At 59.0% G+C, this 26,636-nt stretch carries 5 protein-coding genes; 3 read left to right on the top strand and 2 right to left on the bottom strand.

The genetic code is table 11. The features are described from left to right. Window positions 1-339 precede the first annotated feature (339 nt). Window positions 340-18,354 carry an Ig-like domain-containing protein gene (locus K6R05_RS06190; RefSeq protein ID WP_222925198.1) on the bottom strand — a complete coding sequence of 6,005 codons (18,015 nt, stop codon included), beginning with the start codon at window positions 18,352-18,354 and terminating at the stop codon, window positions 340-342. Window positions 18,355-19,092: 738 nt separating this feature from the next. Here K6R05_RS06190 and K6R05_RS06185 point away from each other — a divergent pair. From K6R05_RS06185 to rcsB, 3 genes are read left to right on the top strand one after another with little or no spacing between them, the layout of a single operon-like run. After that, window positions 19,093-20,247, top strand: a complete 1,155-nt coding sequence (locus tag K6R05_RS06185) for an MFS transporter (RefSeq protein WP_150010514.1) — start codon at window positions 19,093-19,095, stop codon at window positions 20,245-20,247. Window positions 20,248-20,266: 19 nt separating this feature from the next. Continuing rightward, complete coding sequence (rcsD, locus tag K6R05_RS06180) at window positions 20,267-22,924, top strand: phosphotransferase RcsD (RefSeq protein WP_161733348.1); 2,658 nt, start codon at window positions 20,267-20,269, stop codon at window positions 22,922-22,924. Between the two features lies 1 nt (window position 22,925). Then, window positions 22,926-23,576, top strand: coding sequence for a response regulator transcription factor RcsB (rcsB, locus tag K6R05_RS06175; RefSeq protein ID WP_222925197.1), 651 nt, complete (start codon window positions 22,926-22,928; stop codon window positions 23,574-23,576). 54 nt (window positions 23,577-23,630) lie between these two features. Here the strand turns inward: rcsB and rcsC are convergent, their stop codons facing one another. Beyond that, window positions 23,631-26,483: a two-component system sensor histidine kinase RcsC gene (rcsC, locus tag K6R05_RS06170; protein ID WP_161733350.1), complete on the bottom strand. Its 2,853-nt coding sequence runs from the start codon at window positions 26,481-26,483 to the stop codon at window positions 23,631-23,633. Window positions 26,484-26,636: the final 153 nt, after the last annotated feature.

Here is a 26,636-nt window from a genome sequence, read left to right as displayed (position 1 = left end):
CCTCAGTTCAGAACAGAAATGCAGACCAAAGGGCCCGGATAAACCGGACGTTAAGACTGTCGATAGGTAGTGGGTCAGCTGACGCTGCCCGTTTTCGCTGGTCGGAACTGATTACCCGCAGGTAACAGGGATGATGAAAGAGGACGCTGATAAAAGCGACAAATGGAGCCAGAATGCTGATTTACGGCGTAACGCCGTTTGCTGCGCTTACCCTAATCTTTCATTCTGCTAATGGATAGTGGCGATAATCTGGAAAGTGAAATTATTACGTGACTAAAATAAAAAAAGCGGGTGCTTACGCACCCGCTTCTCAGAGCGACCTGACAGACGTTGCTGTGACTACGCCACGTGGACCTGCAGGTTCTGCTGCACCAGCACATCACCCAGGGTGTTTTCACTGCTCAGCGCCGAGTTGTGGTAGATCTCAAAGACTCTGCCCTCCACCGTGCGCTCGCCGGTCACTTCCCAGATACCGCCGTTGCTGTTCGCCAGTGTGACCTGACTGCCTTCTGCGCCTTTGATCAGCAAATCATCACTCTGTTTGTCCGTAATATTGAGTGCCTCATTGAGATCGAGTTTCACGGAGTTGGTGCCGGTTTTACCCAAATCAAGCACTTCAATGTGTTCAACTTTCAGGCCCAGCGCGGTGAGATCCAGATTGAGATACTCACCATTCAGCACCAGAGTATCGGTGCCTGCGCCGCCATCAATATGGGTAAAGTTAAGATCGCTGACCGTCACGGTATCTGCACCGCTGCTGCCGATCACCGAAGCGCCCTCTGCCGTACTGCCATCGGCCAGCGTAATCACGACGCCGCCAATGGTGTAGCCCACCTCCTCTGCCGGTGCCGCCGCCACAGCGGTGTCACTGGCTACCACGGTTTCACTGCTGCTGACCGGCGTCACCGTATCCGCTTCGGTAATCAGCGTCGAGGCCACGGCTACATGGGCGCTGTTATCGTCGCTGCTGGTACTGCTGCTATGCTGCGTCTCCACGCTGGCACTGGCGACGGTAACGCTGTCGTCCGCTACCGAGAAGAGTGCCACCGACTCGGTTGCCGCCAGCGTTGCCGGCAGCAGCGAACCCAGCAACAGAGTGTTGGTGGTGGTGTAGCTGTTACCGGCCACGTCAGTGATGGAGACTTTTGCCAGCGTGTTCAGCGACAGCAGCAGGCCACCCACCGACAGCAGTGAGGGTGAGAAGTTGACCGCGTAACGCCCCAGCGCATCGGTGGTGGTGTTCAGCGTTGGCCCGTTGCTGCCGTTGGAAAGCAGCAGCGTCACGCTGACTTTCGATCCCTGCGCTGCATTCAGCGATCCCCCCTGCACGACCAGACCGGTAAGCAGAGAACCGACGATGCTGAGCACCGGATCAACCCCGACCAGCGGCTGATTATGGGACAGCGCAGTAAAGCTGCTGGTGCTGGTCGCGGTATTGCCCCCAATATCCGTCACCGTCACGGTCAGTGGATGGCTGCCATCTGCGATCCCTTTCAGCGTCGCTGACGGCACGCTGATGCTCCATGCCCCATTCGCGCCGATGGTCGTGGTAAGGACATTGCCTGCCACGTTAACCGTTACCGTACCGCCCGCCGCGTTGGTACTGGTTCCTCTGATGGTTTCAGCCGTATTGGCTTCCGCGATGTTGAGATAACCATCGCCACCAAAGAAACTGTTCACACTGACGGTCGGCATGGTGTGACTCACCACACCCAGCGACGCCGAGGTGGAACCGTTGCTGCCCGCGCCGTTGATGACGCTGGCCGTCACGGTCTGCAGACCATCCGCAATGGCGGCGAGGTTGGCCGCCGGTACAGAGAGGCTCCAGTTGCCGTTACTGCTCACCGTGGTGCTGTAAGTCTGGCCACCCAGCGTAACGCGTATTACCGATCCTTCGGCGTTGCTGGCGGTGCCTGAAATAGTCTGCGCGGTTTTGACATCGGCTGCACTCAGCGCATTGTCGCCAAACAGTGAGGTAATGGCGACCACAGGCGTTGACTGACTGATAACACTCAGTGTTCCGCTGCTGTTCGCCACGTTACCGTAGGCATCTGTGCCGGTCACCGTCACGGTTTTACTGCCGTCAGTGATCGCGGCAAGATCCGCTTTCGGCACGCTGATGCTCCAGTTGCCGCCACTCACCACTTTGGTGGTATAGGTCAGACCGTTCAGCGTGGCGCTGACGGTCGAACCGGCCGACAGGCTGGAGGTCCCGCTCAGCGTCTGGTTCGAGGCCAGATCGGCGGCACTCAGGACGCCATCGCCGAACACCGTATTCACCGTCAGGGTTGGCTGCACCAGCCCCAGTGACACGCCTGCGCTGGTGCTGCTGACGTTGCCGACCGGGTCAGTGACCGCCGCGCTGACGGTGAAGTTACCGTTCAGCAGTGTCGAGAGCACAGCTGGCGAAACGGTGGTGGAGAAGGTGCCATCAGCGTTGACCAGCGCGGTGGCTGTTGTGTTGCCAATGGCCAGCCTGACGCTGCTGCCCGCTGCCACGCCGGAGACCGTGCCGCTGATGGTCTGGGTAACCAGCGATTCCGCCAGGTTCAGCACGCCATCACCAAACAACGGATTGAGCGTAACCTTCGGCAGATTGTGAATACCTACCAGCGCGCCGGCAGTGGTGCTGCTGGTGTTACCGGCGCTGTCGGTGACGCTGACGCCGACGGTCAGATTGCCATCCGCAATTCCCTGCAGCAGCGCAGGCGTCAGTGAGACGTTAAAGTTGCCGCTGGCATCGGTTGCCGTCACAAACTGCTGTGAACCCACCGATACGACAACACGCGATCCCGCTTCTGCACCACCGACGACGCCGCCAATCACCTGGGTTACCAGCGCATCCGCTACGTTCAGCAGACCATCACCAAACAGCGGATTTACCGTGATGGTTGGCAGCAGCGTATCGACGCGAATACCGGCGCTGGTGCTGGCGGTATTCCCCGCTGCATCCGTTACTGACGCGCCGACCGTCAGATTGCCCTGCGCCAGGGTGCCCAGGATATCCGGCGTCACCGTGGCGCTGAAGGCGCCGCCCGCACCCACGGTCGCGGTCAGCTGGCTGTTGCCCACTGAAAGCGTCACCACACTGCCCTGCGCAACGTTGTTCACCACCCCGCTGATGACCTGGCCGGTGGCGATATCAGCCAGATTCAGCACGCCATCGCCAAACAGAGAGGTCAGGGAAATGGAGGGTGTCTGGGTAAAGATGCCAATCGACGCGCTGTTCGAGGCGACGTTACCCGCCGCATCCCGGACGCTGACGCCCAGCGTCAGATTGCCATCAAGCAGTGAGGTGAGATCGCTGCCCGGCAGGCTAACGCTCCATGCTCCGCCCGCCTGCACTGTCGTGCTGTAAGTTTTGCTGCCAAAGGTCACCGTCACCTGTGAACCTGCAGCCGCATTACTGATTACGCCACCCACCAGCTGTCCGGCAGCCGCTTCCGCAATGTTCAGCAGGTTATCGCCGCCAAACAGCCCGGTGAGCGCGCCCACCACCGGCACCGCATCGACAATCGCCGTCACGGTTTCACCCACCGTGCGGGTGTTGCCTGCCGCATCGGTCAGGGTGACGTTAACCGCAAGATTGCCGTCCGTGACCAGATCCAGCACCGCAGGTGGCACCACGATGGCCCATTTACCATCCTGACCCACCGAAGCAGAGAGCGTGGTGCCGCCCAGTACCACCGATACCGTGGCCCCGACACCTGCCGACGTCGCCGTTCCCGAGATGGTCTGCGCCACCGTGGTATCCAGCGCACTGAGCGTGCCGTCGCCGAATACCGAATCAACCACCAGCGTCAGCGCACTGTTAACTACTTTGTTGACCGTCAGCGTCGCGTCGGTCTGGTTACCGGCTAAATCATTCACCCGCACGCCAAACACCAGCGCACCGTCAGTGAGGCCCGACAGGACATTCGGTGCAAGATCGATGCTCCAGCGGCCATCTGCACCCACCGTTGCGGTAGCGATCGGCGCGGCATCGCCCAGGTAGAGGCCGATGGTCTGGCCTTCTGCGCCCTGTGCGCTGCCTGTCAGTACCTGACTGACGGCCAGATCAGCGGCGTTAAGCACGTTATCACCCGCCAGCGCGTCAACCTGCACCAGCGGCGCGGCAGTATCCACCGTCACCTGCTGTGTCACGGTCGTCACGTTACCGGCGACATCCGCCAACTGCGCGGTGATCACCGGCGCGCTGCCATCGGTCAGTGCCTGCATCGCGCTGGCAGGAACGGTGGTGGACCAGGTGCCGTTACTCTGCACTACGGCGCTGTAAGTCTGGTTGTTGAAGGTCACAACCACCGTACGGCCTGCTTCACCGACATCGGCGGTGCCGCTAATTGCCTGGCTGGTGGCGTTTTCATTACCATTGACCTGATTATCACCCGCAAAGGCATTAATCGTCAGAGCCGGTGGCGTCAGATCAATCAGCACATTACCGCTAACGGTGACAGGAGTCGTGCCATCAGTGGCATTTACCGTGATGGCGACGCTGCCATCCGCATTGCCAAAGGCAGTGACCGGCAACGCAGCCGTTGACCAGTTGCCCGATGCATCCAGCGTAGTGGCATAGGTCTGACCGTTAATAGTGACCGTCACTGAACCACTCGTGCCGAGGTTAGCCGAAGTACCGCTTAACACCACGCCACCCGCCACATCCTGAGAACTGATGATATTGTCGCCTGACACCGTACCCAGCGTGACCAGCGGGCCTGGCGGTGGCGTCAGATCCACCGTCAGCGGGACACTGCTGGTTGCAGTATTGCCTGCCAGATCGGTCACGGCCAGCGCCAGGGTGGTCGATGGCGTAAAGGTGGCCATCTGCTCCGGCGTCAGCGTCACGCTCCAGTTGCCGTTACCGTCAACTATTGCCGTGCCGAGGGTTGTGGTATTCAGCGACACCGTGACGACGGCACCGGTCTCAGCGCCTGACGCGGTGCCGCTGAGGATCTGCGGCTGAATGCTCTCGGCGTAGTTCAGTGCGTTGTCGCCAGTAAAGGCTGTGAAGCTAAGCACCGGCGGGGTTTTATCGAGCACCAGCGAACTGTTAATGGTCGTGCTGTTGCCCGCTGCATCCGTTGCCGTCACGGTAACCGGATAGGTGGCATCCGGCAGCGCTGAAAGCTGCGCCTGTGTCAGTGGCACTGTCCAGTTGCCATTGGCATCCACTGTTGCAGGGTAAGTCGTGCCGCCCAGCGTTAACTGCACCGTCTGATTCGCGCCCGCCTCACCGGTGGTGCCGCTTAGCGTAATGCCTGTGTCAACATCGCCGCTATTCACATAGCCGCCGAGGAATTCCGGATTGACCGCAGGCTGCGGCGCGCTGAGATCGGAGGTGAACGGCAACTGTGTTGATGTGCTGTTACCCGCCGCATCCACGACGTTAAGCGTCAGGATTTGCGTCCCGTTACCCAGAGAACTCAGCGCGTTGCCAGGAAGGTCAACGGTCCAGTTGCCGTTGCCATCCACCGAGCCGGAATAAAGACTGCCATTGAGATCAACAGTGATGCTGACCGCCTGATTATCCCCCACGCTGCCGGTGGTGCCGGTCAGGGTGATACCTGCCGCGGCTTCACTGATATTCAGGACGTTATCGCCGCCAAACGCGCCAGTATTGAAGGTTGGGACAGGCACAGCCACTTCGGTTACCACACTCAGGGCCGTCACATCACTGTTACCCGCAATATCGGTGGCGGTCACGGTAATGGTATGCGTGCCGCTGGTGAAGGTGGCTAACTGTGCCGGCGACAGAGCCAGCGACCAGCTGCCATCGTTCTGCACCGTGGCGGCCAGCGGCTGGTCGCCATTAAAGCCGGCGATCAGCACCGATACCGTCTGTCCTGCACCCGTAATGCCGGTAGTGCCACTGAGGATTTGCTCTGTTCCCGCTTCGGTGGCGTTCAGCGCACCGTCACCAAACGGCAGGTTCAGCGTCACGTCCGGCAGCGCATTGACGGCCACCAGCACAGTGCCACTGGTACTGGCACTGTTGCCGTTCGCGTCGGTGACGGTCACGCTCACCGGCCAGTTGCCATCCGGCAATGACTGCAATACAGAAGGCGGCAGATCCAGCGACCAGCGCGAACCATCCGCACTGAGCGTAGCGGAATAGACCGTGCCATTAACGGCTACCGTAACCGAGGTGGCATTATCAATGTTTACCGTACCGGTCAGGGATCCGCCTGCAGCGGCCTCTTCAGCATTGATACGGCCATCGATAAATGGCGTATCCAGCGTTGGATTAGCAATCGGCGTAATCGCGGCGACGAACGTTTTGGTCGTTTCAATACTATTACCGGCCCGATCCGTGGTAATCAGGGTCAGCGTGTGTTCACCGGTTCCCAGATTGGCGATGAACTCTGGGGGCAGGCTGGCAGTCCAGTTGCCATTGGCATCGACCGTCACCGACAGCGGGATATTGTCATCGCCTACCGTGACGCTCAGGGTCTGGCCCGGCACGACGGTGGAGGTGCCGGTTACCAGCTGAACGGAACCGGCTTCGCTGATATTAATGATGTTATCGCCGAACAGTGTCGTGTCGAAGGCGGCTGAAACAGGATCACTCTGCAGGATCTCAACGCCTGCGGTAACCTGCGCCGGATTTCCTGCCGCATCCGCGGCGGTGACGACTACCTGTGTCAGTCCATCGTCCAGGCCCGTCAGTGCGCCTGCAGCCAGGTTCAGCGTCCAGTTACCGCTGGCATCGGTGGTGGTGCTGAAAGTCTGTGTGCCGACGGTGATATTCACTACGCTGCCTTCCGGCAGATTAGTACTGTCACCACTTAGTGTTAACGCGCCTTCGGCATCGGCTGCACTGACCAGCGCATCGCCAAACGGCGTGTTCAGGGTCAGCGCTGGCAGGGTATTAAACGCCACATCCAGTGTGGTGGTGGTGTCGGTGGTGACATTGCCCGCCGCGTCAGTGACCGACACGATGATGACGTTAGGGCCGTCTGCCAGTTGCTGCACGTCGGCTGTGGGAATGGTGAGGGTCCAGTTCCCGTCAGCATCCGCCGTGGCCGTGTAGCTGACATTATTCATCGTCACCGTTACCGTCACCGGCAGGGCGCCTGTAGTGGTGCCGTTGATGGTGAGATCCTGCAGCGACTCCGCCAGATTAAGGGTGTTACCCGCGCTGACCGTAATATCTGCCAGCACAGGCGGTGTGGTGCTGAAACTGACCTCCTGCGTGGCGACGGCCGGGTTACCGGCAACATCACTGGCGGTGACGGTAAAGGTTTGCGTGCTGCCCGGCGCAACGTTGATGAAGGCTGCAGACGGTACCGTCACCGTCCAGTTGCCGTCAGCATCAATCGTAGTGCTGTAATCAGTACCGTTAAACGACACGGTCACCGGCGTTCCTGCCGCCAGCAGGGTACTGCTGCCGCTGACCGCGACATCCGTGGTGGCCTCAGTCGCATTGATCACATCATCGCCTGCCACCACGTTCAGAGTCAGCGTTGGCTGAACCAGCGCGCTGGCCAGCACGACCAGGCTGGCGCTGGCGCTGGCCGGATTGCCAGACGTATCCGCTGAGACGACAACCAGCAGTTGATCGCCATCCGGCAGATTGCCCAGATCGGCAGCCGGAACGATTACGGTCCAGCTGCCATCCGCAGCCACCGTGCCGCTGTACTGAATGGCGTTCAGCGTTACCGTGACCAGCTGGCCTTCCAACAGATTGGTGCTGGTGCCGCCGATGCTCAGATCCTGCAGCGACTCGGCCTGGTTAAGGAAGTTATCGTCACTGATTGTCCCGATGGTCAGGGTCGGCAGATTCAGGCTGTCAGCATCACGCGTCAGCGTCTGGGTCACCGTGGTCAGGTTACCCGCCGCATCTCTGATCGTCACATCGACCGGATAGCTGCCATCCGCCAGCCCCTGTACGACACCGGCAGGCAGAGTCACCTGCCATGTGCCATCAGAGAGGACCCGGGTGGTGTAATCGGTATTCTGGAAACTGACGGTGACCGTCTGTCCGGCATCCGCGACTGAGGCGGTTCCGCTAATCGCGACTGCTTCCAGCACCTCAACTGAATTGATAACGTTGTCGCTGCCGATAGGATTGATGCTTAACGGAGGCGGTGTGAGATCGACCGTGACGGCGCTGGTCAGTGAACCGCTGTTACCGGCGGCATCGCTGGCGTTGACCACCAGGGTCGTCACGCCCTCACCCAGTGCCTGCACCTGCGCTGGCGTTAAGATCAGCGTCCAGTTGCCCTGCGCATCGACTGCAGCAGGGTAGTCATTATCGCCCAGCGTCACGCTGACGGTCTGACCCTCGCCCGCGACGCCGGTGCTGCCGCTCAGCGTCTGACTGACCGTCGTTTCAGCCTGGTTAAGATAGCCATCGCCAAATGGTGTATTAATGCTGACCGACAGGGCACCGGTTGCGACGGTGATTTCACGCGTCTCCGTAACCGGATTGCCCGCCGCATCACTGACCGTCACGGTCAGGGTATACGCACCGGCCGGAATCCCTGCCAGGGCACCCGCGGGCAGCGTCAGACTCCAGACGCCATCCTGGGTGACGGTGGTGGTCCAGATCTGGTTGTTAAGGGTAAGAGTGACCTGCTGACCGGCTTCGGCATTACTGCTGCCGCTGAGCACAATCGGCGCGGTGCTTTCAGCGATATTGACGCTGTTGTCGCCCGCAACCGGATCAAGCGACAGGGTCGGTGGCGTCAGATCGACCGTGACGCTGCCCTGGCTGCTGCCCGTGTTACCCGCCGCATCCTGTACGTTAACGGTGTAGTTAAGCGTCTCTTCCGGCAGAACGGCCAGCGCGGAGGCTGGCACGCTGGCCTGCCAGTTGCCATTGCTGTCGACCGTGCCGTTGTAGGTCACGCCGTTGAGAAGCACGCTCACCGTCTGGCCGTCACCTGTCACACCTGTGGTGCCGCTCAGGGTTTGTGACGTGGTGATGTCGCTGCTGTTAAGCAGACCATCGCCAAAAGCAGAGACGATCTGCGGTGCTGGCAGCGTCGCCAGCACGCTGAGCGCGGCTTCGCTGCTCAGGGTCGCCCCGCCGCTGTCCGTCGCGGTGACCGCGACGGTGTAAGGCCCGTCGGCGAGCGCCGTCAGTGACTCAGCCGGAACGATCACACTCCAGCGACCACTGGCCGAGACCTGCGCGGTGTAGCTGATGTTGTTAAACAGCAGCGTGACCAGACTGCCTTCAGGCACATTCGCCGAGGTGCCAGTGACAATCAGCGGCTGACCCAGCTCCTGTGCATTCAGATAGTTGTCCTGACTGATGGCATCCATCGCCAGGCCAGACGCATTGCTGTTAATGTCAAAGGTAAGATTAGTGGTGGTGGTGTTGCCCGCCACGTCGCTGACCGCCACGGTGAAACTGGCGCTGCCATCCGCAATCGCCGCCAGCGCACCGGCTGGCACGATCAGGCTCCATGCTCCGCTCGCCTGCACGGCGGCGCTGTAGACCGTGCCATCAAGGGTCACGGTGACCAGCTGGCCCGCTTCGACGTTGGACGTGGTGCCAGTCAGACGCTGATCGGTGAGGCGTTCCGCACCATCGACCACATTATTACCGGCAAAGGCATCCAGCGTCAGGGTCGGCAGCGTGCCAGCCTCTACTTTCAGCGCCAGATCGCGGCTGGTGGTGCTGGCATTACCTGCTGCGTCGCTGGCGGTCACGGTCAGAGGATAGGTGCCGTTGCCCAGCCCGGTATAAACCGTGGCGGGCAGATCCAGCGACCAGTTGCCGTTGACGTCTGCGGTGGTGCTCAGGCTGGTGCCGTTGAAGCTGGCCACAATCAGTGCATTGGCTTCACTGCTGCCGGTCAGCGTCAGCGGCTGCTGACTCTCAGCGGCGTTGATAATGCCATCGGAAGGGGTGATGAAGTTCAGTACCGGTGGCAGGGTATCCACCACCAGGTTGCCGTCAGCCTGGCTGCTGTTGCCTGCCACATCACTGACCACTACGGTGTAAGGCGTGGTGCCCTGTGGTAGCGCAGAGAGCGCCGCTGGCGGAACCGCGACCTGCCAGTTACCCGCTGCGTCGACCGTGCCGCTGTAGTTAGTGCCGCCCAGCGTGACGATAACCGTCTGGCCGTCACCGGGCACGCCAGTGTTACCGGTGATCACGCCGCCGCTGAGGGCTTCCTCGCCGTTGAGAATGCCGTCATCAAAGGCCACGCCTGGGGTGGCCACCGGCAGTGTGCTGGCCACCACCGTCAGGGTAGCGTCGCTGGTGGCAAGCTGTTGTCCACTGCCGTCGCTGGCTGTGGCGGTAATCGTCTGCGCGCCATCGGCCGCGCCGTTAAAGGCGCCTGCCGGTAAGGTCAGGCTCCAGCTTCCATCGGCCGCCACGCTGGTGCTGGCTGTGGTGCCGTTGGCAAGCACGGTAATAATGCTGCCATCAGGCAGGCCGCTGGTGCTGCCGCTGACCACAACGGCACCGCCCAGCTCCTGAGCATTGAGGTAGTTGTCGTCGCTGATCGGTGCCAGCGCGATCGATGGCAGCGTGTTGTCCACACTGAAATTAAGCGAGCTGCTGGCACTGTTGCCGACGACGTTGATCACGCTGACGTTCAGCGTCTGGCTGCCCTCGCCCAGCTCTGCCAGTGCGCCCGCAGGCAGCGTAATGCTCCAGTTGCCGCTGGCCCCGACCACGCCGCTGTAGTCGGTGCCGTTCAGGGTGATGACGACCTGCTGGCCCGCTTCGACGTTACTGCTGCTGCCGCGCACCGTAATCGGCTGTAACTGTTCGGCGGCCGTGACGATACCGTCGCCGGCAAAGGCGCTGCTATCGACAGTCAGCACAGGCAGCACGTCCGGCGAGGTTGCCACATTCAGCTCAACCACCTGGCTGCTCTGATTCCCGTTAGCATTGATTTCGGTAACGGTGAGCGGATTCGTGCCCTGAGGCAGCGCCGCCAGATCACTCGCGTCGATTTGCAGCGTCCACTGCCCATTTACGCCGACGGTGGTGCTGTAGAGCTGGTCACTGAGCTGGACCGTGACAATGTCGCCGTTCTGACCGCTGCCGCTGACGACCAGCGGCTCCGCCAGTTCAGCGGTGCTCAGCGCGTTGTCACCGCTGACCGGGGCGACCACCAGCGGCGGCGGCGTGGTGGCAACCGTCAGCGCACTGTTCTGGCTGCTGCTGTTGCCAGCCGCGTCGGTGACGGTGACCACCACCGGATAGCTGCTGCCGTTGGTCAGACCGGCAAGCGCAGCAGGCGGTACGGCCAGTGCCCAGTTTCCATCAGCATCAACCGTGCCGGTATAGGTGACGCCATTCAGCGTCACACTGACGCGGTCGCCATCACTGCCTGCGCCGCTGAAGCTGAAGCCAGCAGCCTGCTCCGCGATGTTCAGCACGCCATCGCCAGCGGGCGCATTAATGCTAAAGTCGGGTGCGGTGGTAGCCACGGTGACCGGCAATGGCGTGGTAGCAACGTTGCCACTGACGCTGGTAACGGTCACGTTGAGATCGTAACGGCCATCAGTCAGCTGCTGCAGATCGGCAGCGGGTACGGTGGCGGTCCAGCTGCCATCCGCGGCAACCGTGGCGCTGTAGGTCTCACCATTCAGCACAAAGCTGACGCTGCTGCCCGGGGCGACGGTGCCGCTGATGGTCAGATCGGTGACTGTTTCAGCCGCATTGATAATGCCATCGATGGCAATCGGATTAACGGTCAGCGCCGGTACCCCGGTATCCACCGTTATCGGTTCAATGATGCTGGTGCTGTTACCCGCGACATCGCTCACCGTTACGGTAACGGGATTGCTGCCCTGCGCCAGTGCCTGTAGCGCATCGGGCGGCAGCGTGACGCTCCAGTCACCATTTGCCGCTACCGTTGCCGGATAGCTGATGCCACCCAGGGTCACGCTGACGGCCTGGCCAGGCTGGACAGAGCCGGTCAGCGTCTGCGCTGTGCTGGCTTCCTCAGTGTTGAGAATGCCGTCAGTGAAAGGTGTGTTGATTTGGGGTTCTGCCAGCGGCGTCGTTGCCACCAGCAGCGTCTGGCTGGTCTGTACATCCCCTGAGGAGACGGTAACGGTGGTATTACCCTGCGCCAGGTTCGCCAGGTCGGCGGCGGGCACGGTCAGGGTCCAGCTACCGGTTTCATCGGTTGTGGTGCTGTACAGAGTGCCGCCCGGCACCAGCGTCACGCTGATTGGGCTGTTCGCCGGCAGGTTTGCGGAACTGCCGCTGAGGATCAAATCGCTCTGCGCATCCAGCACGTTGAGTGCGTTGTCATCACTGATCGGGGCAATCGACAGCGACGGCACGTTGGTGGCGATCACGGTGAACTGCCCCTCGGCAGGCAGTGCCGGATTTCCGGCCACGTCGGTAATCGCCACGGTAAAGGTTTTATCGCCTGCGGCACCCAGCGATCCGGCGGGCAGAGTCACGCTCCAGCTTCCGTTCCCCAGCACTGCGCCATCATAAGACTGACCGTTAATGGTCAGTAATACCGGCTGACCGGCCGGTACGCCAGTGACGCTACCGGTGACCAGAATGTCCGTGAGCTGTTCCGCGCTGTCGACCTGGTTATCGCCGGTCACAGGATCAATAGTCAGTGCCGGTGACGTTGCCGCCAGCACCGTGACACTGGAAGCGACGGTCGTGCTGTTGCCATAAGCGTCGCTGATGACCACGTCAACCGGGTAGAGAGCGTCTCCCAGCTGACTGATGATGGCAGCGGGTACCGTCACGCTCCATGCGCCATTGGTGTCAACCGTGGCGGTGTAAGTCTCGCCATTGAAACTGACTGCCACCGTGTCGCCCTGCGTCCCTCCGCGCCCGTTGATGGTGAGATCCTGCGTGTGTTCAGCGATGTTGATATAACCATCACTGCCCGGCGTAGAGACGTCCAGCAGTGGCGGCGTGGTCGCGAAAATCAGCGAGCTGCTGGCTGGCGTGGTATTGCCATCCGCGTCCGTCGCCACGATCGAGACCAGCTGAGTACCGTTGGGCACACCCACCAGATCGGCAGCCGGAACGTTTACACTCCAGTTGCCATCCTGCGCCACTACGGCGCTGTAGGTCAGGTTATTCAGCGTGACGCGAATGATGTCACCTTCGTCGCCGGTTCCGCTGACAATCAGCGGCTGCTGCGCGTCGCTGATGTTGATCACGCCGTCAGCGTCCAGAGGATTCAGGGTTAAAGCAGGTACTTCGGTAGCAACCCGCAGATCGGTATCCTGCGTGCTGCTGTTACCGGCCGGATCGGTCACGGTCACGGTGACCGGATAAGTCTGGTTGGTCAGCGTGGCAAGATCGGCAACCGGGACGGATGCACGCCAGCTACCGTTTTCGTCCACGATAGCAGCATACGTTTTACCATTTAACCCGACCGCTACACTGTCGCCCGCGGTGCCGGTTCCGCTGATCAGCAGCGGCTCAGTGAGTTCATTATTGGTCAGAACGCCATCCCCGCCCGGTACGGTGACGGTGGCAACCGGCGGCTGCGTGCTGACTGCCAGCGTCTGCGCCTGGGTGGCGATATTGCCGCTGGCGTCGGTCAGGGTCACTACCAGCGTATAGCTGCTGCCATCTGACAGCGCCTGCAGCGCCGCTGGCGGCAGATCGACTGTCCAGTTGCCCTGCTCATCCACGGTTGCGCTGTAAATGACGTTGTTCAGCGAGACCGTTACCCGTTCGCCCGGCAGCGCACCTGAACCGCTGACCGGCACGCCTGCAGCTACTTCCGTGCTGTTAAGGATACCATCACCGCCTGCGACTTCCGCCACAATCAGGTTCGGTGGCAGCGTGTCGACACTGAAGCTCTGCGTCTCATCCACGCGGTTGCCCGCCTCATCAATCGCGGTGATGGTCAGGCTGTTAGCGCCCTGCGACAGTAAGGCGAGATCGGCGGCAGGCAGCGTCAGGTCCCAGCTGCCGTCGTCATTGACCGTGGTGCTGTAGGTTTTGCCGTTGAGTAGTACTTCGACCAATTGGCCCGCCACCGCTTTACCGGTGCTGCCACCGATCAGCAGATCACTGCCCGCTTCGGTCTGATTGAGAATGCCATCGGTAATCGCGCTTTCATTCAGCGTGATTTGCGGCAGTGTGGTGGTGACCACATTCAGCTGAGCGGAGTCGGTCAGCAGCGCACCACTGGCGTCGGTTGCGGTGACGGAGATCAGTTTCACACCGTCGGTGATACCATTGAGATCGCCCGCCGGAACGGTAACGCTCCAGAAGCCGTTACTGCCCACCACCGCACTGTAATTGTTGCCGTTGAAGTTAAGCTGCACCGCCTGGCCCGGATTGACGCCCACCGCCGAGCCGCCGATGATCAGATCGCTGCTCAATTCCTGCAGGTTAAGGAAACCATCAACGCTGACAGGTTCACTGATAGAGACCACGCCAGGTTCACCGGCTGCCGGCGCCACGTTGATGTCACGGCTGTCAGTGGCTAAAGCACCGGCTACCGACGTGACGCTAACCGTGATGGCCGTGGTGCCTGCCGCCAGGGCACTGAGCGCCGCAGACGGGAGCTGCGTGCTCCAGCTGCCGTCCGGGTTGACCAGCGCACTGTAATTCTGACTCCCCAGGGTAATGGTGACCGTCTGGCCCGCCTCCACGTTGCTGGTGCTGCCGGACAGCGTCTGATCGACGGCCTTCTCGCTGTTATCCACCAGATCGTCACCGGCAAACAGAGCGATCGTGACTGTCGGCGTGCCCGGCTCCGCAGGCGCTTCCACCGCGATCACCCGATCTTCGCTTACCGTTACGCCTGCCTGACTGGTGACCGTGGCCGCGATGGTGGCACTGCCCGCCGCCAGGGCCGTCAGCGCGCTGGCAGGAATGCTCAGGCTCCAGCTGCCATCCGCGCCAACCGTGGCGCTGTAGGTCTGATCACCCAGCGTGACCGTAACAATCTGACCCGCCTCAACGTTGGTGGTGGTACCGCTCAATAGCTGATCGCTGGTTTTCTCGTCGTTACTCAGGACATCATCACCGGCAAACTGATCGAGCGTGATCACCGGCTGGCCCGGCTCAGTAACCGGTGGTTCCACGGTAATTCCCAGCGTATCGCTGACGGTGGTGCCAGCCGCATTGCTGACCGTCACGACCAGCGAGGCTGCGCCCGCCGCCAGCGCACCGAGTGCATCGGCAGGGATAGCGATATTCCAGCTGCCATCGGCGCCGACCGTGCCGCTGTAGTTCTGGCCGCCCAGCGTCACCGTGACAATCTGTCCCGCTTCGACATTGGTGGTGCTGCCGGAGACCGCCTGAGCGTCCAGCTTCTCATCGTTGGTCAGGACGTTGTCGTCAGCGAAGGCATTGATGGTTAATGTCGGGGTACCTGGCGCAGTGCCCGATGACTCCACCAGGAAGTCGCGGGTTTCGCTGACGGGGGTGCCGGGCTGATTGTTAACCGTAGCGTTCAGGGTCGCACTTCCGGCTGTCAGCGCGGCCAGCGAGCTGGCCGGAATCGTGACGCTCCAGCTGCCATCTGCGCCAACCGTGGCGGTGAAGGTTTCTCCGTTCAGCGTGACAGTAACCTGCTGCCCCTCAGCGATATTGGTGGTAGTGCCACTCAGCAACTGGTCGCTGGCTTTCTCGCTGTTGCTGAGGATGTCATCCCCGGCAAAGGCGTCGATGGTCACGGTGGCCTGACCCGGCTGCGTTGCCGGGGCTTCGACGGTGATCGGCTGCGCGGTTGTGGCGACATCGCCCGCCGCATTGCTGACCGAAACGGTGAGTGTGGTCGTGCCGGCTGCCAGCGCGTTGAGCGCAGCTGACTGAACGGTGACGCTCCAGCTACCATCACCCTGCACGCTGGCGCTGTAGGTCTGGCCGCCCAGGGTAACCGTCACCAGCTGTCCGGCTTCAACATTACTGGTGGTGCCGCTGACCAGCTGATCAACCGCCTTTTCGTCGTTGCTCAGAGCGTTATCGCCCGCGAAATCATTCAGGGTCAGGGCGGGTACGCCTGGCTCTGTTGTCGGCGCATCCACCGAAATATCGCGGGTTTCGCTGGTGGTTACGCCCGCGACGTTACTGACGGTGACGCCAATGGCATTCGAGCCCGCTGGCAGATTGCCCAGCGCGGCTGTCGGAATAATCACACTCCAGTTTCCACTGCCATCGACGGTGCCGGGATAAGTCTGCCCCCCCAGGGTAACGGTTACCGTCTGGCCCGCTTCGATATTGGTGGTCGTGCCGGAGAGGGTCTGTGCCGTCCCTTTTTCATCGTTGCTGAGAATGTCATCCCCGGCAAACTGACCAATGGTCACGGTCGGCTCGCCCGGCTGCGTGACTGGCGCTTCCACGCTGATCGGCAGACTGCCGGTCACGGTGTTACCGGCAGCATTGCTGACCGAAACCGTCAGGGTTGTTTCACCAGCAGCCAGTACGCTCAGGGCCGCTGATGGCAATGTGATGCTCCAGTTGCCCTGCGCATCCACGCTGCCGCTGTAAGTCTGACCGCCCAGCGTCACCGTCACCCGCTGGCCGGGTTCGATGTTACTGGTGCTGCCGGTCACGATCTGGTCAGCGGCTTTCTCCGCATTACTCAGCTGATTGTCACCGGTAAAGTCATCCACTGTGACCGCTGGCGGGCCCGTAACCACCGGCGTATCGACGGTGATGGCGCGGTTTTCGCTGGCTTCAGTGCCAGCCTGATTGGTGACGACCGCCGAAATGGCAACCGTTCCGGCGGCCAGCGCATTCAGCTGTGCAGGCGACAGCGTGATGCTCCAGTTGCCCTGCGCATCCACCAGCGCGCTATAGGTCTGGTCGCCCAGCGTAATAGTGGCAATCTGGCCGGCTTCGACGTTGGTGGTCGAGCCGCTCAGCAGCTGGTCACCGCTTTTCTCAGCATTGCTGAGGATGTCATCCCCGGCAAACTGATCGATGGTGATGACCGGCGTACCCGGCTGCGTCAGCGGTGCCTCTACGGTAAGAGACAGGCTGCCGCTGGCGGCGGTTCCCGCCTGGTTAGTGACCGTTGCCGTGACGGTGGTGGTGCCTGAGGCCAGCGCGCTCAGCGCATCGGCAGGCACGGTGATGCTCCAGCTGCCGTCGCCTGCTACGCTGCCGCTGTAGCTCTGGCCGCCCAGTATCACGGTAACAATCTGTCCTGCTTCGACGTTACCGGTGGAGCCAGACAGCGTTTGTGGCGTGGTTTTTTCGCTGTTGTCCAGCAGGTTGTCGCCCGCAAACGGGTTCAGGCTGATGACCGGCGTCGCTGGCGTGCCAGGATCGGCGGCGGCGACGGTAATCGGCAGGCTGCCGGTGGCCGCCGTGCCTGCGGCATTCGTGACGCTGACGCCGATGGTGGTGGTGCCTGCCGCGAGTCCTGCCAGTGCCGCAGCCGGAATCGCAACGCTCCAGCTGCCATCCGCACCCACGGTGCCATTGTAGGTCTGACCACCCAGCGTGACGGTAACAATCTGACCTGCCTCAACATTGCTGGTGGAGCCGGATACCGTTTGTGGCGTGGTTTTTTCGCTGTTATCCAGCAGGTTGTCGCCCGCAAACGGGTTCAGGCTGATAGCTGGCGTCGCAGGCGTGCCAGGATCGGCAGCGGTGACGGTAATCGGCAGGCTGCCGGTGGCCGCCGTGCCTGCTGTGTTAGTGACGCTGACATCGATGGTGGTGGTGCCTGCAGCCAGTCCCGCCAGCGCCGCTGCCGGGATCGTAACGCTCCAGCTGCCGTCCGCACCTACGGTAGCGTTGTAGGTCTGGCCGCCCAGCGTAACAGTGACAATCTGTCCCGCTTCAACATTGCTGGTGGTGCCGCTCAGCACCTGGTCGGTGGCTTTTTCTGCGTTATCCAGTACATCGTCGCCAGCGAATGTATTCAGAGTGATAGCAGGTGTCCCTGGCGTAACCGGTGTACCGGGATCCGTGCCGCCATCGTTGCCGCCACCACCACCACCACCACCGCCGCCGCCGCCGATGCCAACGGCCAGCCCGGCTAAGCCGAGCACACCCAGACCGCCCGCTGTTATCACGCCCATTGAGGTGTTGGTGTTATCCGCCAGGAGCAGTGGCTCTACGCTGTCGAGTGATTCATAGGTGGGCGGCACCGAACTGGAGGCGAGTTCAGCACCCTCGGCAGTCTGCGGAAAGAGCGCATGTTCCGGTGGATTGACCCCATCATCGAACACCAGTTCGCTGTGCTGACCATCGGCGTCGTCGAGGAAGAATTTCTGATAGCGTACCGTGCTACCGTCTCGCATTTTCAGCACCAGATCGTTACCCTGGCGCTCGAACTGCGTCACCATGTCGCGCGTGCCGCTGATGCGCACAACGCTGGGTTCGGTGAGGTTAATGGATTGTGACGAACCGCCAGCGGTCTGTGAGAGGAGTGTGCCGTTTTCGCGCGAGATAATGTCTACACGGCCTTGCGTGAGTTCTGCCATTTGTAACCTCTATTCCACCAGATTGGCTAATATACTGAATCTATAAACATAAAATTATTTTATGCTTATAGCCTTCACACATAGTTTCACCTTCTGAACAACAGAAGGCGTCTCAACCTGGTGCATATAGAAACGGCAAAACAAAAGTGCGTCACACGCCCCTGGAAAAGCGAAGCGTGGCGGTATTATTGTTAGATTTAGCTGTACAGACTGACGCGAAATGTAACAGTTCTGACAGGGTGATTTTTAGCGTAACCGCGATAAAAATCAACGTAAATGTACAGATTTCATTATGATTTAATCTTGATTACATTAGCCACAGATGAAGTTCAGTTTTCAAAAAATGTGCTTTGCCCTTGTTTTTTATGTCAATTTATTGCTGACTGTTTCCATGAATGATAAAAAACGGTTAAAAAACCACCCTTTAGAAAACCTGAGACCGGAAAAATAAATTTGTTAATTATGCGATTCAGCCATCATTTATGACTGGTCCTGTTCCGTCTTGTTGGGCAGCAAGTGGTTGAAAACTGGTCTTGAAATTTGAGTTAAGTCACGCCGCGAATGTGGTGGTCATACCAGGAAAGTTCTGGAAAAAATTCGCGGCGCAGCAAAAGTCGGTAAACTCCCGGTTTTGCCCTTTAAACGATGTTGCTGCACCACTTTGATAAGAGGCGCAACGGCCACTGAACTCGCGGCCAGAGCTACACTTTTCCGCTTTATCTTTGATGAATCTGACCTATGACTGCACTGGACGCTGCACAACAACATAAGCATCAGAGCCGCCTGAACTGGGGCACGCGCACTATCTTTCTGATTAATGGCTTGGGGATGTCAGCCTGGGCACCGCTGGTGCCGTTTGCCCGCGATCGTCTGCAGCTCAGCGGTGCCTCCTTAGGCGCGTTACTGCTTTGCCTGGGAATTGGTTCGCTGGCCGCGATGCCGGTGACCGGCACGCTGGTGGCACGTTTTGGCTGCCGTCGGGTGATGGGTTTCTCGACGCTGTTAGTGCTGCTTATGATGCCGCTGCTGGCCACGGCTGACTCTCATCTGGTAATGGCCGCGGCGCTGATGCTGTTTGGTGCCGGTCTGGGCATGCTGGATGTGGCGATGAATTATCAGGCGGTACAGGTTGAGCAGGCTGCTGATAAGCCGATGATGTCTGGCTTTCATGGCTTCTTCAGTCTGGGCGGGATTCTCGGTGCGGGTACGGTGAGCCTGTTGCTGAGCCGCTCATTTACGCCGCTGCACGCGACCCTGGTGGTGATGGCCGTAATGCTGTTACTGCTGTTGTGGCGACTGCCGGTGTTAATGAGCCAGCGTCTGCACCAGCCCGATCAGCCCTGGCTGGTGATCCCACGTGGCTGGGTCGCATTTCTTGGCCTGCTCTGCTTTATCCTGTTCCTGGCGGAAGGGGCAGTGCTGGACTGGGGTGCGCTGCTGTTGCTGCAGAACCCGGCGATGTCACCCGCTTACGCCGGTCTGGGCTATGCGGTCTTTTCGGTGGCGATGACGCTGGGCCGTTTTAGCGGCGATAAGATCATCCAGCGTTTTGGCCGCTATCCGGTGATGCTGACGGGCGCACTGACCGCCGCAGCGGGCATGACGCTGGCCGTCTGGCTGCCGTGGCCGGAGATCGCCCTGCTGGCATTCCTGCTGGTTGGCTTTGGTTTATCCAATACGGTGCCGATGTTGTTCAATGCTGCCGGGAATCAACAGGATATGCCTGCGAACCTGGCGATTTCTGCCATGACAACGCTGGGATATGCGGGTATTCTCTCAGGTCCGGCTTTAATCGGATTCATTTCGCAATGGATCAGCCTCAGCGGCGCATTTCTAATGATCGCGCTGTTGCTGCTAGCGGTAGCCGCCAGTGCGCGAAAAGTTGCGCGATAATTCAGGTACCTGACACGCTATGTTGTATAAGTTTCCACTGACCTCCGGCAATGTCACCCGCTTTTTTGTGGTTTTCAATCTGGTGCTGCTGCTGGCGCTGGGCTTTATGGTGCATAACTCGGTCAATGCCTGGCTGACTGGCAAACGCTATGCGATGGACGATCTGGCGCGTGACGTGCAGAAGCGCATCGACGCCTACCGCTTTGCCACCTGGCAGATCTATGAAAATCTCTCCACCAGTGCGGCAGGCGCAACACCCGGCAGTAATCTGCAGGAGACGCGGCTGCGTCCTGACGTCTATTACCTGGAAAAAACCCGGCGTAAAACCGAGGCGCTGATTTTCGGCTCACACGACAGCAGCACGCTGGATATGACCATGCGGATGTCGAACTATCTCGACACGCTGTGGGGCGCAGAAAATCCCACCTGGTCGATGTACTTTTTAAATGGTCAGGACAACAGCCTGATTATGATCTCGACCCTGCCGCTGAAAGATATGGCGACGCGCTATAAAGAGAGCGCTATCAGCTCAATGGTAGATAGCCGCCGCGCGGAGATGCTGCAGCAGGCCAATGCGCTGGATGAACGCGAGAGCTTCTCGCCGCTGCGCCATCTCGCCTTCCAGAACGACCACTATTTCACGCTGCGCACCACCTTCAATCAGCCGGGCCATCTGGCCACGGTGGTCGCCTTTGATCTGCCGGTTAACGATATTGTTCCGCAGAACATGCCGCTGGAAAACTTCCAGCTACGTCAGGACAGCTCAATGCCTGCCACGACAGCCGATCAGCAGGAGGTGGAAAACACCCGCATCACGCTGGTTAATCCCAATATTGAGATTACGGCCACCCTGCCCAGTACGTCGCTGCAACTGGTCTATCAGGTGCCGATTACCCGCCTGATTATCGACAGCCTGCACAACCTGCTCTGGCCGCTGCTGATCAACCTGCTGCTGTTCCTGCTGTCGCTGGCGGGTATTGTGCTGCTGCGCCAGCAGTCGCTGCGTCCCAGCGAGAATCAGAGCGCTGAACTTGATTCGCTACGGGTACTGAATGAAGAGATTGTGGCCAGCCTGCCGGTCGGCCTGCTGGTGTATGACTTTGCCAGCAACCGCACCCTGCTGAGCAATAAGATTGCTGAACATCTTTTGCCGCATCTCAATCTGCAGAAGATTATTAATATGTCCGACCAGCATCAGGGCGTGCTGCAGGCCACTATCAATAACGAAGTGTATGAGATTCGCCACGCCCGCAGCGTGCTGTCGCCACATACTCAGCTGTTTATGATGCGTGACCAGGATCGTGAGCTGCTGGTGAATAAGAAACTGCAGAAAGCGCAGCAGGTGCTGGATCGCAATCATCAGATGCGTCAGCAGCTGCTGCACAATCTGGGCCATGCACTGAATCAGCCTCTGGAGAAGATGGTGACGCAGCTGGTGCAGCTCAGCCAGCGTGATGCCGATGAGACCGTGCTGGACCTGCTCGATGAGAGCCAGGGACTGGCGCGACTGGTAGATGATATCGTGCTGCTCAACCGGCTTGAGGCGCATGACTGGTCACCGGATGCGACCGTCTTTAACCTGCAGGAGCTGCTGGACGAAATCGCACTGGAAAGCCTGCCGCTGATGCGTCGCAAAGGACTGTCGCTGGTGGTGAATAATCATCTGGCGAATGACGAGACGCGATTTGGCGACCGTCGCGCACTGCGCAAAGTGCTGACCACGCTGATGCACTATGCTCTGACCACCACCCGCTGGGGAAAAATCACCCTGGAAGTTAAGGCTGCGGACAAACAGGCCGATAGAGTGATCATCGAACTGGTGGACACCGGTGCGGGTCTGACGGTGGATGAGCTGGCGAATGTCGACTTCCCGTTCCTGGGCGATACCAGTCAGGATCGCTACGGACAGGCTTCCGGCATGGCGTTCTTCCTGTGTAAGCAGCTCTGCAAGCAGATGGGTGGCAGTCTCGATATCGTGGCAAAAGCGGATATCGGCACGCGCTACAACATGCAGTTGCCGCTGGTGCTGGAAGAGAAGCGCGAAGAAGAAGAGGAGAAGATTCTGGATGGTGTGACCGCGCTGGTGGAGATCACCGTGGAGGACGTACATAAAATCGTCTGCCGCCATCTGGAAAACTGGGGCGCGCGTTGTCTGACGCCCGATGAGCGCATTTCCGGTCAGGATCACGATGTGCTGGTGACCGACGATCCCGCAAAGCTTAGCGGCTGGGCACTGCTGCTGGCGGAAGATGAGCTGGGTCATCATGCACTGAACGACCAGCAGTATCGGGTCAATTTCAATCTCAGTAATGCGATGCTCGATGCCTTACTGGCCCTGATTGAGAAGCAACTGTCGCATGATGTGATGGATAATGACATGGAAGACGACACGGCCACGCCATTGATGAGCGGTGGCTATTTCCAGCTGTTTACGGAGACAGTACCGGTTGATGTGAAGAGACTGTATACTGAGTCAGCGGAAAAGGACTACGCCTCGCTTGCTCAGACAGCGCATCGCCTAAAGGGCGTGTTTGCCATGCTCAATCTGACTCCCGGCAAACAGCTTTGTGAAGAGTTAGAACACCACATTAAAGCGTGTGACGATTCAAACATTACAAATACCACCAGTGATATTGACGCTTACGTCAATCAACTGCTGCAGCAAGGTAACCAATAAGATGAATAACTTAAACGTAATTATTGCCGATGACCATCCAATTGTCCTTTTCGGTATCCGAAAGTCTCTGGAACAAATTGAATGGGTCAACGTTGTAGGTGAGTTCGAAGACTCAACAGCACTGATCAATAATCTGTCCAAGCTTGATGCTAACGTCCTGATCACCGACCTCTCTATGCCAGGTGAGAAGTATGGCGATGGCATTACGCTGATTAAATATATTAAACGTCACTATCCGGATCTGTCGATTATTGTTCTGACTATGAACAATAACCCGGCGATTCTGAGTTCTGTGCTGGATCTCGATATCGAAGGGATTGTCCTGAAACAGGGCGCGCCTACCGATTTACCAAAAGCACTGGCTGCACTGCAGAAAGGCAAGAAATATACGCCGGAAAGCGTTGCGAAGCTGCTGGAGAAGATCAGCGCAGGTGGTTATGGCGACAAACGCCTGTCACCGAAAGAGAGCGAAGTACTGTGTCTGTTCGCAGAAGGTTTCCTGGTGACCGAAATCGCCAAGAAACTGAACCGCAGTATCAAAACCATCAGTAGCCAGAAGAAATCAGCAATGATGAAACTGGGCGTGGATAATGATATCGCGCTGCTGAACTACCTGTCGTCTGTCAGCCAGAGTCAGGTCGAAAGAGACTAAGTTACGTCTGAGGCGGTGCAGTCTGTACCGCCTCTTCTCCTGCCCTATCCTGCTTTATCCTGGCCGCGTTTTACGCACCCGATCAGCATAGATTGCCAGCGTCACCTTCAGCACATCCAGCGTCACCGGTTTCGACAGACAGTTATCCATACCCGCATCCATACAACGCTGTTTCTCTTCCGCCAGCGCATTCGCCGTCACGCCCACCACCGGGAAGAGATGGCCCAGCTGACGCAACCGCTGCGTCAGGCGATAACCATCCATGTTTGGCATGTTCACGTCCGTCAGCACGATGTCGATTTCATTACGACTCAGCACGTTAAGCGCATCCACGCCATCCTGCGCGGTTTTGACCTGATAGCCCAGCGTGCCAAGCTGTTCCGATAGCAGCATGCGGTTAATCGGATGGTCATCAACAATCAGCACCATGATGTCATCGTTATGCACTTTCTCTTCGACCGGCGCGGCAAGCAGCAACGCATCCGCTGTATCGTGGCCCAGCGAAATACGATAGATGCGCGCCAGAAGAGCCGGCACCTCGTGCAGCGTGGCTGTCGAGTGGATCCAGCGCCCCGGCTGACGTTCACGCGGCATATCCACATGCGATCCGTCAAAGGTGATCAGCGCCCGCAGCGGTAAGTCGATTTCCAGTTCGTAATCGGTCATCACCACATCGTCGTGACCCGGCTTACCGTTATACTCCGCAACCTCAATGCCCTGCTGCTGAATCTGGCGGGTAACAAATTGCGCCAGATAGTCATTGCGCATCGCCAGCCAGATTTTCTTATCCTGCAAACCCTCCAGCAGCATCAGCGACGGCTTCTGTCCTTTGTAGATCGGAATACGGACAATGAACTGGCTGCCCATGCCCGGCTCTGAGTCGACCTCGATGTCACCATCCATCATGTTGATCAGCTTTTCACAGATCGCCAGTCCCAGCCCCGTGCCCTGGAAATTACGCTGCACGCCATTTCCCACCTGGAAGAAGGGATCAAACAGGCGCGGCAGCTCCTTCGCCGGGATGCCGACCCCGGTATCCCGGACGCGGAAGGCCAGATAGCCCTCCGCAACCCAGGCATGCAGGATAATACAACCGGTGTGCGTAAACTTAATCGCGTTATTCAGCAGGTTCGAGATCACCTGCTGCAGACGCAGCGGATCGCCGTCCAGCACCTGTGGCACGTCATGTTCGATGAAGCAGTAGAGCGTCAGCCGCTTCTTCACCACCAGCGACAGATAGTTGCCGACGATGTGGGTCACGATTTCACGTGGGGCAAACGGACGCGGCTCGATTTTCAACTGCTCGGACTCAATTTTCGAGAAGTCGAGAATATCGCTGATGATCTTCAGCAGCAGGCTGGAGGAGTTGTTCATCGCCGTCACCAGCGAGTCGATGCCGCTGGGCAGCTCTTTGGTCTGTAACAGGTCGAGGTTACCGATAATGCCATACAGCGGCGTGCGCAGTTCGTGACTGACGGTAGCAAGGAACATCGATTTTGACTGGCTCGCCTGCTCTGCCGCGTGAGCCATCTCCTGCAGAGACTGCTCCATCCGCACACGCGCTGAGACATCGACCAGCACGCAAATCGCCACGTTCTCATTACGATAACGCGAATGCACAAAGCTGATTTGCAGGTTGGTATTACTGCCGGTCAGCACATCGACAAAATTGACCTGCTGTCCGCCGATTATCTCATTCAGCTTCAGACGATCTTCCTGCGTCAGCAACGTCAGATAGTTATGCGCCAGTTCGTTACTCAGAATATTGGTGCCGTCGCTGGTGCGTAAAATACAGATCCCGACCGGCGCAGAAGCAACAATCTTACGGTTAAACTGCTCATGCTCTTCCAGCCGGTGCGCATTCTCCTCCGCCGGCAGGAACATCCGCCGCTCAAATACCCAGGCAAGCGTAAACAGGATCACCGCACTGAAAATATTGAGCAGCAGCGCATTAATGATCATCAGCTTGAGCTGATCCACCATCACATCGGTGGGTATCGACCAGACCACATTAAGGTCGGACGGCGGCAGCGGTTTCTTCAGCACCAGCTGACGATACCCATTCAGATAACCGAACCAGGTTTTATCATCCGGCAGATTATCGAGCGAGAAGCCCAGCCCGCCGCGCCGCGAGTTAAGCAGTGGACGATAATTTTCATCGGTAATGGACGCAATGACCGGCAGGCTACCCGGCTGAATAAACTCATCCAGGCGGATATTCTGCTCAACACCCAGCAGCGCCTGTAACTTGTTGGCGACGTAAACCGGCACCACCATATAGAAGGTGCCGACACCGGGCTGAGCACTGCTGTTGATCCAGTACATCGGATTGCGGCGATCCTCCTCACTGCTATTGCGATAGCGGAGCACATTCTCACGCAGCGATTTCAGGCTGCGTTCCCGATCGGCATTACTGCTGCCAATGGTAAAGTCGGCCAGACACTGGCTCTCGCCACCGATAAAAAACACCCGATTCAGTTCATACGATGAGGCGAAGTTACTTTTCCAGTAATTGATGTAGTAGCTGAGTGAATCGAGCGAATTGCGCCAGGTATTGCTCATTGAGGTGCAGTCGCCATCCGAGAACAGCGGCGTATACTGCGGCTGGGTGGCTTTACCTGGCATCATGCCGGTCAGCACATCCAGACCACTGCTGGCGTTGGTTAAGCGGTTTTCAGTGATGTACTTCAGCTCACGCATCATGTCCGCCGAATGGCGCACATACCACTGTATCGTGCCGTAGTTGCTGGCGAACTCCTGCCGGACCTGCGTCTCTTTATTGTGCAGTACGCTGATGATGTAAAACGCTGTCAGAACGGCACCCAGCGTCCAGATTAGCAGCGCCAGCGCGCGAAAAAGATAGCGCGAGATGCGAAGCGTAGTGCGGAAAGAGACAGGATATTTCAAAGGTAACTCGCAGTTGGCAAGGTTAGTCGCATCATCGATTTTTAATGCCCATACACTAGCTTTATCGGGCGAAAAAAGCCAGCCAGCCGCAGGCTTAGCGGAAGGTTTGGGAATCTTTTAAGACAGCCAAAGCGCCATCTGCATCTCCTCAAA

The sequence above is a fragment of the Pantoea alfalfae genome (assembly GCF_019880205.1).
GTDB lineage: Bacteria > Pseudomonadota > Gammaproteobacteria > Enterobacterales > Enterobacteriaceae > Pantoea > Pantoea alfalfae.
This window is presented reverse-complemented; position numbering and strand designations above follow the sequence as displayed.